The sequence below is a fragment of the Actinophytocola sp. genome, from assembly GCF_035712165.1.
GTDB lineage: Bacteria > Actinomycetota > Actinomycetes > Mycobacteriales > Pseudonocardiaceae > DASYTH01.
This window is the reverse complement of the sequence record NZ_DASTBH010000096.1, coordinates 1-11,873: the sequence shown is the minus strand read 5'-3', so window position 1 is coordinate 11,873 and position 11,873 is coordinate 1. Positions and strand designations below refer to the sequence as shown.

General features: G+C 70.0%; 4 protein-coding genes. 1 reads left to right on the top strand and 3 read right to left on the bottom strand.

Annotated features, from left to right (window positions below):
• Positions 1-306 precede the first annotated feature (306 nt).
• A complete protein-coding gene (locus VFO68_RS04945) occupies positions 307-2,013 on the top strand; it encodes an IS1634 family transposase (protein ID WP_325156952.1) in 1,707 nt (568 codons plus the stop codon).
• A 239-nt stretch (positions 2,014-2,252) separates the two neighbouring features.
• Here the strand turns inward: VFO68_RS04945 and lepB are convergent, their stop codons facing one another.
• The 3 genes from lepB to VFO68_RS04930 form a co-directional block, all read right to left on the bottom strand.
• On the bottom strand, positions 2,253-2,744 hold the full coding sequence (gene lepB, locus VFO68_RS04940) for a signal peptidase I (protein WP_325156951.1): 492 nt from the start codon (positions 2,742-2,744) through the stop codon (positions 2,253-2,255).
• A gap of 133 nt (positions 2,745-2,877) precedes the next feature.
• A complete protein-coding gene (locus VFO68_RS04935; RefSeq protein WP_325156950.1) occupies positions 2,878-3,495 on the bottom strand; it encodes a hypothetical protein in 618 nt (205 codons plus the stop codon).
• A 35-nt stretch (positions 3,496-3,530) separates the two neighbouring features.
• Positions 3,531-11,837, bottom strand: coding sequence for an RHS repeat-associated core domain-containing protein (locus tag VFO68_RS04930; protein ID WP_325156949.1), 8,307 nt, complete (start codon positions 11,835-11,837; stop codon positions 3,531-3,533).
• Positions 11,838-11,873 lie beyond the last annotated feature (36 nt).

Genomic DNA, 11,873 nt, shown 5'->3' with positions numbered 1-11,873 from the left:
GTGTCGCTGGTTCTCGTGCTGGTGGTGGGCGGCTGCGTAGCCGCGGAGAGGCCGGCGGCGGCTCCCCACGGCCCCAACGCGGCAACGGCGCCGGTCGCGCCGAACGTCTTGGAAGTCGCCTGCTCCCGATCGGGCACGACGCCCGAGTTCCGCAGTTCGTAGACACATGAACGCGAGGCGTTCCGCGTTGTGCCTGGTAGGCGGTCTGGCGAGCGGTCCCGAGCGGTTCGGAGCGCCGAAAGTGTAGTAACACGACCTGCGGCTCGGGTCTTGTGCTACCAGGGTTGATGCGGTTGGGTCGTGGGCATGTTCCTGCGGTTCACGTCGCGGACGAACGCCGACGGCAGCGTGGTGCGCTACGTCGCCCTGGCGCACAACCGGCGCGTCGACGGACGGGTAAAGGTCGACGTGCTGATGAACCTCGGCCGCACCGACCAGGTCGACGTCGCCGGGCTGCGTCGCCTCGCTGCCTCGATCAACCGCCACTACGGCGACGCCCACACCGATCCGGCCGCCGAGAGCGGCGTGGTCACGGGCGCGGCGCCGTTGGAGGTGATCGACGCCCGCACGAGCGGATCGGTGTGGCTGCTGGAACAGTTGTGGCAGCGTCTCGACGTTGCCGCCGCCGTGCGAGCGGCCACGGACGCGCGGCGGTTCACCACGAACATGGAACGGGTCCTGTTCGCGCTCGTGGCGAACCGGGCGGTCGCGCCGATGAGCAAGCTGTCCGCCGCCGAGTGGGTCCGGGAGGACGCTGCCGTCCCCAGTCTATCCACGATGGACGATGACCACGCATACCGGGCGATGGACCTCCTCGTCGACGCCGACACCCAGGGCCGGGTCCAGGAAGCGGTGTTCTTCGCCGTGGCCAACCTCTTGAATCTTGAAGTCGACCTGCTGTTCTTCGACACCACCTCCACCTACTTCGAACGCGACACCGAAGACGACGGTGACGACGCGTTCCGCCGCTACGGCCACTCCAAGGACCACCGCGCCGACCTGCCGCAGATCGTCATCGGCCTGGCCGTGACGAAGGAAGGCATCCCGGTCCGCTGCTGGTGCTGGCCCGGCAACAGCAACGACCAGGGCGTCCTCGCCGAGGTCCGCGACGACCTGCGCGACTGGAAGCTCGGCCGGGTCATCACCGTCGTGGACCGCGGGTTCACCTCCGCGGACAACCTGGCCTACCTGCGCCGCGCCGGCGGGCACTACATCGCCGGGATGCGGATGCGCGACGGCAACCCCCTCGTCGAGCAGGTTCTCGCCCGCCAAGGCCGCTACCAACAGGTCCGGGACAACCTACGGGTCAAGGAGATCCGCCTCGACGCCACCGACATCCGGTTCGTCATCTGCCACAACCCCGAACAAGCGCAACGGGATCAGGCCCAACGGGACGAGGCGATCGCCCGCATCCAGGCGGAACTCGCCCGGATCGCCGAGCAACGCACCCGCGACGCCCAACGGCCCCGCGGCGACAAGGCCCGCGCCCGCAACGAAGCCGCCCACGTCCGCGCCGAATGCGCGCTGCGCGACCACCCGACCCTCGGGCGGTGGCTGACCCAGCAGACCAACGGCCGGCTGAAAGTCAACGCCGGCAAGGTCAAAACCGAGGCGCGGCTGGACGGCAAGTACCTCATCGCCACCAGCGACCCGCACATCAGCGCCGAGGACGTCGCGCTGGGCTACAAGAATCTGCTGGAAGCCGAACGCGGCTTCCGCGACCTCAAGACCCAGTTGCTACTCCGGCCGGTCTTCCACCGCCTCGAACACCGCATCCGCGCCCACGTGCTCATCTGCTGGCTGGCCCTGCTGCTGACCCGCGTCGCGGAACGCGGCAGCAACCAAACCTGGCGAAACATCAACCGGCAACTCGGGCGAATCACCCAGGTCACCCTCGCCGGCCCCGCCGGCACCGTCACCCAGACCACCCCACTCAACACCGAACAGAAGGCCATCTACCAGGCACTTTCCATCCGGCCGCCAGCCCGGGTCACGACCTTCAACCCCAACTGACCACGACCCGAACGGGTCGGGACCGCGTAGACACACGCTACCTCCCGGCCCCACCAGCATTTCCGCAGCTCAGCCCAGGATTTCACGGCCACGTATGACTACGAACTGCGGAACCCGGGACGCACCGGCGGATGGCATCCACCTCAGGTGTACGGCACCACCACCCGCTCACAGAATCCGTCCTGCCTGTGATTCAACGACGCCGGTCGTGAGCGGCCCGGCCGACGGTTCGAGCAGATCTATTGTTTCACGATGCCTACGACCGCCGAAACGGGTATTGGGCCGTGGCAGGCGGAGTCCACCGACAACAAGCGGGTGTCGCCCAGCACGAATACGTGGTCCGCGGCCACGGCCACCGGTCCGAACTGGCGGCCCCGGCATGTGCCGGCGGGGGCGTGGAGCGGTGCGTTATCGCCAAGGTACGGCTCGTCGAGCGCCACGTTGTCTACGGTTACCCGGCCGAGCCGGTCGCAGCAGGCCACGGTCTCGCCGCCGATTGCGATCACCCGCTTGACGAGCGTGTCGCCGCCCTCGGCAGGCCACGAGTTGGGCCTTTGGAACACGACAACATCGCCGCGTCGTCCCTGGTATCCGCCGTCGGTGACCGGGTCGGCCACGACCGTCGTACCCGCCTCGATCCCCGGTTCCATGCTGCCGCCGGCTACTCGGAAACGGTCCTTGTCGGCGGCACCGCATGCGCCAAGCAGGACTACGAAGGTCAGTGCCACCATCGGCCTCATCCGGCACATCCTGCCGTATGCCAGCCGAGTCCGACGGCCGCGACGTCCATCTGCGTCGCGGGACCGGAGGCGGCGGTCGCCTGGGTCACCGGCGCGACGCGGTGGCCATAGCCGGCCTCCCGGGTTAGCCGACGAACGTGCCGGTCAGCGGGTCGGGCTTGCCCGTCCACGGATCCAGACCCTCGTTGCGCAGGCGGTTCCGCTCGGTCGGCGTCAGGAAGACGGCGGATCCGATGCCCCACAGGTCGGTGCCACCGAGGGGGCAGGTGTCGAAGTCGGCCCGCAGCAGCCGGATAAGGAACTCCACCATCCCGCAGTCGTACCGCCGCCAGCGGGCGTCGCCCCGGTTGAACACGAGGACCGGCCAGGTGTCGGGGTCGGCGCCGAAGGCGTCCCAGCACAGCAGATCCGCGCTGGCGTCGACCCCCCACGCGATCAGCTCGGGATCCGTGTCCACGAGCGCGGGCGACTTGTCCTCCTCCGCCCAGGCGTATTCCGCGTTCACTGTCTCGGCAGCCATGCCCAGGCTTTCGGACAGCGGCCGGTCCCTGGGCTCGGGCGTCACGATCGACAGGTAGGCCTGGATTTCTCCGGTCCCGTACGCGTCGAGAAACCGACGATAGTCGGCAGGAAACTGCCTTCCCCAGGACTCGCTTAGCCGCGCCCAGTCGACGACTGCGTCGCTGCCTGTCCGGGGCGGCATGAGCCGCTGGAGCGTCTCCCACTCGATCCCCTGACTCATGTGCGGCCGTTTCCTTCCCTCGTCATCCGGCCTCGCTACGGGGTGGACCCGACGGGCACCGGCTGACCAGTGTAGGGATCGGTGTACGTGCCGAGGTTCTGTCCTCTCAGATCGTTGGGTACGAACGCGTCGATCGTCAGTCCGGGGCTGCCGTCGGCGTTCCTGCCGCGGGCGGTGACGGTGAACCCGGTAGGCACGGTCCTGGGTCCGCTGTAGTGCGGGGTCACCGTGTAGTACACGTCCTGGCCCTGTTGCACGGCTGCCTGGACCCGGCGTTCGTAGCTCCTCATATTGTTGGCGCCCTGCGCGGAGCCGGCCTGCGGGAAGTTGGCCCCGCGGGCGCAGGTGGCCAGGTTGCGCAGGTCGGTGCCGGAACCGGTCAGGATCTTGCCGAGGAGGTGGCATTTGTTGATGTGCTCGCTCGGGCTCAGCTTGCGGAACTCGGCTGCCTGCCTCGCCCATTCGTAGCCCGGTGGGCTGACCGAGGTGCTCGTCGACGTTCCCTCGTGCGTTGCCAGGTAGTCCTCGTCCAGGCAGGCTGTGATGCCGGTGGCGCGGTTTCCGTGCGCCTGGTCGAGTTCCCCGTAGTCGACCCAGCCGCAGTCGTCGTCGTTGTCGTCGGTCCGCGCCGCGTTCCACACGTGTCCGAGGAACTCGCTCAGCGCGATGACGCTGGCCTGGAGCACCAGGTTGGCCAGTGTGCTGGCGCCGTTCGCCAGCCAGGGCAGCACTGGCAGCAACGGGTTTCCGCCGCCACCGGATGGCCCGGATTCGCCGTCGTCGTCGGAGTCGACGTTGGGGCGGCCCGGGTTGGTTGTCGGGTTGTCGATCGGGGGTAGCACGTCCACCGGGGGTCGCTGGGATGGCGGCGGTGCCGGGCGCGGGTCGACGTCGTGGGTCCACGGGGCGCGGCACAGCCCGGTACACGGCCGCGTGCCACCGCCAGGGTCGCCGGGCCTGCCAGGCGGCCGTTCGGCTGACCCGAAGCCCGAGGTGTCGGCACTGCCGAAACCGCTCTGACCCCAGTTGCTCGGATCGCATAGCCAGTGGCCCGCGTCGGGCTTCAAGCCGTTGGGACCGTTGCAGGCCTCACCGGCGTGCTCGGCGTAGATGATGTCTTTGATGATCCATAGAGCGACGTCACCCACGACACAGATCGGGCAGTGTCCGCTGGGGTCGTTGTTGTTCACCGGGTTCGCGTTGGCGTAGAGGTACCCGTTCGTTTGCGAGACCGGGTCCGGTTCCAGCGTCCAGGTGTCGCGGCTGGCGAAGGTGCCGCCGGCCGGGGTGTACCAGCGGGCGTGGGCGTTGACCTGGCCGGTTTGTGGGTCGGTCCAGCCGCCTTGGAATCCGAGCGGCAGGGTGCCGGTGGCGGCGGTGGTGCCGCCGTAGGGCTGGTAGGTGGCCGAGGCGAGGAGGTCGCCAGTGGTGGGGTTGGACGCGGCGGTGGCGTCCTCGTGGACACGGTCGGTGAGCAGGTTGCGGGCGGCGACGGTGCCGGCCTTGTCCGACAGCGGTTCGCCGTCGACGTCGCGCAGGATCTGCGTGTCCTGCCCGGCGGGGTTGGGCGCGCGGACGGGGTTGTTGGCCAGATCCGCGTACAGCAGGTCTATGCCGTTGCGTCGGGCGACGCGGTCGAGCGCGTCGTAGGCGTAGGTGATGGTGGAGCCCGACGTGCTGGCTTGGGTGAGGCGTTCGAAGGCGTCGAAGGTGAAGCTGTCGGTGGTGGTGCCGGAGACGCGGGTGGCCAAGCTCCCGCGGGGCGTCCAGGTCCAGGATTCGGTGGTCTGCCCGGCACCGTTCGCGGTGGTGGCGCGGTTGCGGGCGTCATAGCCCGTGGTGCGGGTGCCGGTGGGGTCGGTGACCGTGGTGCGGTTGGAGGCGCCGTCGTAGCCGTAGCCGGTCTGGACGTTGCCGGGCCGGGTCCACGACGTGAGCCGGGCGAGGCCGTCGTAGCCGTAGCTGTGGGCGCCGGCGCCCGCGACGCCGGTGGTGGTCTTGCTGGTGAGCAGGTCGTCGCGGTCGTAGCCGTAGTCGGTGGAGGCGGTGGTGGTGCCGTTGGGCTTCTTGTAGACGTCGGTGTCCAGGCGGGCGAGGTTGTCGTAGGTGTAGGTGCGGGTGGGGCCGCCGGTGCCGTACGTGGTCTGGCCCAGCTGGCCGCTGTTTCTGTAGGTGTGGGTGGCCGTGACGCCGGTGAGCGGGTCGGTGACGGTGGACGGCAGGCCGGCGGCGTAGTAGGTGAAGGTGGCGGTGCCGGCGGCGTCGGTGCGGCTGACCAGGTTGCCTTCGGCGTCGTAGGTGTAGGAGGCGTTCCCGGCCGGCCCGGTCGCGCCGGTGAGCTGTCCGCGGTCGCTCCAGGTGTACGTGGTGGTGCCTCCCGGGCCGCCGACGGAGGTGATCCGGCCGAGCGCGTCGTGGTCGAGTTGCCGGGCGGTGGTGGCGGCCTCGGCCCCGGTGCCGGTTTCGCCGGTGAGGTTGCCCAGTCGGTCGTACGTGCGGGTGCGGGTGATCCCGCCGGGCAGCAGGTACGTGACAGGTTGACCGGCTGCGTCGTAGCCGGCGGTCCAGGTGCGATCGGCGGCGTCCGGGTGGGCGGCGGTGGACGGTTCGATGACCGAGGCGGTCTGCCCCCACGGCGTGTAGGTGTAGCTGGTCGCGTTGCCGTTGCCGTCGACCATGCGGGTACGCCGGCCGGCCGGGTCGTAGCCAAGCTGCACGGTGACGGCGGTGGTCGCGTCCGTGGCGACCCGCCGCTGGGTGATGCTGGTGAGCTGGCCGGCAGGGTTGTAGCCGTAGGCGGTGGGCCGGCCCTCGCCACTGGTGACGGTGACCGGTTGGCCGTTCCCGTCGTAGGTGGCGGTCTCGGTGCGGAGCACGGCGCCGCAGGTGCCGGTCGCCGTGGTGGTGCAGTCCGCCTGCGCGGTCAGCCGCCCGGCCAGGTCGTAGGTATTGGTGGTGACCGGATCGACGTACGCGGTGCCCTTGCCCTTGACGACAGTCGCCACCCGGCCGGCGATGTCGTAGGTGTACTGAGTGAACCGGTCGGACGGGTCGGTGGTACGCAGCGGCTCACCGGCGGTGTTGAAGGTGGTCGTGGTGACGTGGTCCAGCGGGGTGGTGACGGTGGTGAGGTTGCCGGCGCCGTCGTAGCCCAGATCGGTGGTCAGGTACAGCGTCGTTCCGGTCGTGCGGTCGGTGACCGTGGAGGTGATCTGCCGGCCGAGGTCGTCGTAGGTGGCTGAGGTCGCCGCGCCGGTCGGGTCCGTCGTCGACAACAGTTCGCCGACCCGGTCGTAGGTGTAGGCCCACACCGGGGCCGGCTTGGGGCCGTCGCCGTCCGGGTCGGGCAGGGTGCGGGTGAGCTGGTTGCCGTACGGGTCATAGGTGTAGCTGGTGGCCCGGCCCAACGGGTCGGTGGACCGCTCGACCAGGCCGCGGTCGTCGTACTCGATGCTGGTGGTGGCGGTGATCGCCACGCCGCCCGGCGGGGTGTAGGTGGGCAGGGTGATCGTGGCCGGCCGGCCCATCGCGTCCATACTTGTGGTGGTGACCGCGCCGCCGGGATCGCGGGTGTGGACGGCTTCGCCGAAGGCGTTGTACCCGACGGTGGTGACCGGCTCTGCGGTGGCGCTGGTGCCGCCGGTCCACACGGTGCGGGCCTCGCCGGTGGTGGTGACCAGGTTGCCGGCCAGGTCGTAGCTATGCCGCGTTTCGACCCCGGCCGGGTCGGTGACCACAGTGGGCAGGCCACGCGCGTCGCGGACGTAGGTGGTCGTCAGCGTGGCCGGGCTGCCGTCGGTGTTGCTGACGGTCTCGGTGCGGACCCGGCCGGCGTCGTCGTAGGTGTAGCCCCTGGTCTCGGCACGGCCTGGCGAGGCGCTGCCGGTGAGCGTGGCGGTGGCGACGGTCCCGTCGATGTTGCGGGTGTAGGTGATGGTGCGGTTCAGGCCGTTGGGGTCGAAGTGGTCTTCCTTGACGTAGCCGGCCTTGTCGAACACCGACGTGGTGACGATCCCGCCGACGGTGACGCGGCGGTTGACCTGCCCGGCGGCGTTGTAATCCAGCGTCTCCAAGGTGGTGGACGAGGTGATGTCGCCGTCGGTGTTGCGGCGCACCCTGGCCGCGGTGGTCAGCAGATTGTCGCCGTAGTAGGTGTAGGCGGTCTCGCGGCCCATCGCGTCGATCACCGAGGCGAGCCGGCCACCCGGGTCGTACGCCCGCGACTCCACGATCATGGACGTGGCGGTCGGGTTCATCGGGTCGACGCCGGTGCCGAGGGCGGTGGTTTCGGTGCGCCGGTGCGCCTCGTCGTAGGTGTGCTCGAGCACCAGCCCGCCGGGTCTGTTCTCCTTGACCAGATCGCCGCGGGTGTCCCAGTCCAGGTCGGTGACCTTCCCGTCCGGGGTCTGGATAGTGTCCACCCGGCCCGCCGGGTCGTAGGTCCGCGTCCAGGTACGGGTCGGATCGTTTCCGGCGATGTCGTCGAGGGTCTGGCTGGTGCGCCGCCCGGCCGCATCGTAGCCGTACGTCGTGCGGATCCGATGCGTTTCATTGGTCACCGCGTTGATGGTGGCCGGTCCGGTTGCCGTGGCCGGCAGGGAGACCGCGTTGTACGTGAAGGTCGTGGCGCCGTACGAGTCGCCGGACTGCGAGGCCGACGTGGAACTCGTGACCCGGCCGAGCGCGTCGTAGGTGTGGCTGGTGGTCAGGCCGACGGTGTCGACCGTGCGGACGAGATCGCCGGCGTTGTTGTAGTAGTGGCGGACCGTCTTGCCGTTGCGGCCGGTCGAGGTGAGCAGCAGCCCGGCGGGGACCGGGCCGGTGCCGGCGGGCTCGGCTGCCTCGGTGCCGACCGAGTAGGTATACGCCGCGGTCGGCGCCGCGGTGATCCCCGAGGGGGTGGGGTAGGTCACGGCGGTGACCCGTCCGGTGGCGTCGATCGTGTTGGAGATCCGGTGGGTGGTGTCGGTGGCCGAGGCCGAGCGGCCGTCGGCGGTCCAAATCCGCACGTCGTTGCGGGGATCGAGCGGGTCGGGGGCATTGAGGTGGTAGCCGGCGTAGCTGGTGAAGCAGTCGCCGCTGGTGCGGCATCTCGTCTCCGCGAGCACGTTGCCGCGCTTGTCGGTGTCGTAGCTGGTCGCGTTGCCGTTGGCGTCGGTGTATTTGGACACGAACCCGCGGGCGTTGTACGCCCACGCCTGCTCGCCGAACGTGTCAGTGCGCGAGGCGAGCCGGCCGCCGCGGTTCATGTCGTGCCGGTAGGTGACCGGTTCGGCGTTGTCTGGGGCCAACACGACCACCCTGTGGCCATCATCTGGCGTCGGTGCGCCGAGATCCCAGGAGGCGCCGTTGCGGTCAGTGATGGTGGCCACCCGCCCGGACGGGCCGTCATAGCCCAATTGCAGGGTGGTGATCTGCGTAGCGGTGTCCAGCGGCTCGGTGACCGTGGTCAGCCGAACGGTGGGGTTGCGGGCGGCCCAGTGCGCGGCCACCTGCGTCGGCCCCAGCGGGTGCCGGTAGTAGGCGGCCTCGTCGATGTGGCCGGTGAACGGGAACGCGCCGACGACGGTGGCTGGCCAGCCGGTCGAGCCGCGGCCGTTGCCGAACTGCGCGTACACCATGTCCCGGTGGTCGATCAGCCGGCCGGTGATGGGCGTGCCGACCGGCGCACCGTCGAGGTAGAGCTGCTGGGCGTCGCCCGCGCCGGAAAGCACGACATGGTGCCACGATCCGTCGTCGACCCGCCCCGGGGACAGCATCTGGGTCGACACCGGTTCGGTCCACGTTCGCCCGTGCAGCCGCCCGTCGGTGCCGACGTACAGCACCGGGGTCCACTGGGTGGCGCTGGCCAGGCTGGTCAGGTCGTCGTTCTGCATGCCGAACAGCACGCCGTTCTCCCCGGCGGCGGCCTTGAACCACAGCTCCACCGCCAGCCCGATCGACGTGTCGGCCAGGTTCTTGGGCAGCTTGACCGCGCTGGTGACCGACGCCCCGAAATCCGCCGCGGTGTCCGGTGAGCCGGCCAGCGCACCCGGAACGCCGGCGGTGACGTCGTCATACGGCGCCTTTCGCTCACCGGCCTTGGTGGCCACCACGTTGACCGCGTCGGCCGCCCCATCCGGCTCGCCCAGTGGCCAGTACGCGGCCGGGTTGTCGTCGACGACCACCGACCGGTAGTGCGACGAGCCGGTGTAGGCGTAGCTGGTGCACGACTGGGCCGACAGCGGCATGCACACCTGTGTGAGCCGGTCCCCGTCGTAGGCGTACGTCCACGCCGGGGCCGGCTGCCCGGTGACGGGCGGATCGGTGGCCACCCTGGTCACGTGCCCGCCGGTCCACGTCAGATGAAGCTTCCGGCCGCTGGCCACGTCCGTGATCGTGGCCAGCTTTCCGCCGGCGTCGTATCCGTACGTCTGGATCCGGCCGTCGGGATCGACCACGGAGGACAGCCGCCCGTCGTCGGTGAACAGCCGCCGGTGGCCGGACCCGTCCCGTAGGGTCCACACCGTCGGGGTGCCGGCCGCGACCAGGGTCAGGTTCGCGCCGGCCGGCGGGGCGTAGCTGCCGTCCGGGTTGCGGCCGAACCGCACCTGCCCGCCGGTGGGCAGGGTGAGCACCACGTTGCCCGAACCGTCGGTGTCGGCGGTGACGCGCTGGTCTACCGGGCTGGCCCACCCGGCGCCGAACGCGTTGGAGGCGCGTGGGTCCTGCGAGTTGTAGGTGCGGGTCATGGCCAGGTCTGGGCCAGCCACCAAGACGGAGGCGTCGGTGACCGTGGTGGAGTAGTTGCCCGCGTACGGGTTCAAGCCGGGCACGTCCGCGCCGGCCGGTGCCGTGGCCAGGTGGCTGGTGATCTCCGGCTGTGGCACCGTCGGGGTGAACACGTACGGGCCCAGCTCGGCCGTCTGTGCCTGGGTGTCGGACAGCCGCACGTACCAGTGGGCTGGCTCGTGCCACTCCAGCAGCCCGGCCGGCACCCGCCACGTCGTGGACGTCAACCAGGTGTTCGTACCGGAACTCTGGCAGGTGCCCGGCGCCGCCGGGGTGCCCTTGCACACCCGGAACCGCAGTTGCCGCCCCCCGGCCGGGGTGTTGTCCGGGTCCACATAGTCGGCCCACAGCGTGGGGGTCAGCGTGTCGGCGTAGCCGTTGTGCGCCGGGAACACCCCGCCGTCGCCGATCGTCGGGCCGCCGTTCTGCACGCTGAAGGTGGCCTGGCCGAACGGCACACCGTAGGTGCTCTGGAACGACTGCCCGGACGGGTTGACCATGTCGAAGCGCAGGATGTAGTTGCCCAGCGCCAGCGCCTCGACCTGGATCGAGATGTCCGCCGACTGGTGCGGGGCCACGTTGCGCGGCATCGTGTACAGCGGCCCGTTGCGCACCAGCGACCCACCCGGAGTCAAGATCTTGTACGTCAGCCGGTAGCCGTTGGTCGGCGTCCACGTGTGCCAGCCCCAGTTGTACACCCGCACCGGGATCCGGCCTGCCGAGGCCGCCGTCACCGGCGGGTTGAACGTCGAACTCACCAGCGAGTACTGGGCCCCCTGGTCGGAATAATTGAGGTCGATGTAGGGGCGGCCGCTGGCGGTGGCGAAGTTCGCCGATCCGAACCGCTTCCATGCGAAGCTGTCCGTCTCCGACGTACGCACGGTGATCCCGTGGAACGGGTCGCCGTGCAGCCACCCCTGCACCCGCCCCACCGGCAACTGGAACGAACCCCAGCCGCCCGACGGGCATGAGTCGTAGCCGTAGGCGAACGAACTGGTCGCCAACCGGTGCGCCGAGTCGAACGACGGCCCCGCCCACGTCTTCGTCGTCGACCCCGACCACGCCTTGGTCACCTCGTACACGTTGACCGCCCGGGCCCGGCACGAATACGACCAGTAGTTCCACAGGTTGAGTTGGGCGCCGAGCACGTACCGGTTCGGCAGCGAAGTCTTCAGGTTGCTGAAATGCAGATAGGACGCCGCCCGCTCCGTGCCGCCGTTGTACGTGCCGGCCAGCAGGTCACCCTCGGACGAGTTGTTCCGATTGGCGTGGTCCCGCTTGGACACGAACGTGTCATCGGACTCGGAGTTGTCGCGGAACGTCGGGTCCACCGCCACCGGGAACACCCGCGTCGGGTCCCGCAGCCACGCCTGGTCCAGGTCCACCCGCAGCGCCCACCCGCCGCCGTGCGGGACCAGGCTGTAGTTGACATTGTTCGACCGTTCCCCCGTGCCGCGCCGCGGGTGGATGTTGGCGTCCACCATGAATCCCGGCGGCACCGCCGCCCGCACGGCGCCCGCCCCGTCGGTGAACACCACCGACCCGGAGGCCTCGTCCAGCGACGGCTTCACCCCCTGCAACGCCAACGGGAACAGCCATGACGCCGG

Coding starts and splice junctions, on each gene's coding strand:
- VFO68_RS04945 (WP_325156952.1), top strand. CDS start 307: ATGTTCCTGCGGTTCACGTCGCGGACGAACGCCGACGGCAGCGTGGTG.
- lepB (WP_325156951.1), bottom strand. CDS start 2,744: ATGGTGGCACTGACCTTCGTAGTCCTGCTTGGCGCATGCGGTGCCGCC.
- VFO68_RS04935 (WP_325156950.1), bottom strand. CDS start 3,495: ATGAGTCAGGGGATCGAGTGGGAGACGCTCCAGCGGCTCATGCCGCCC.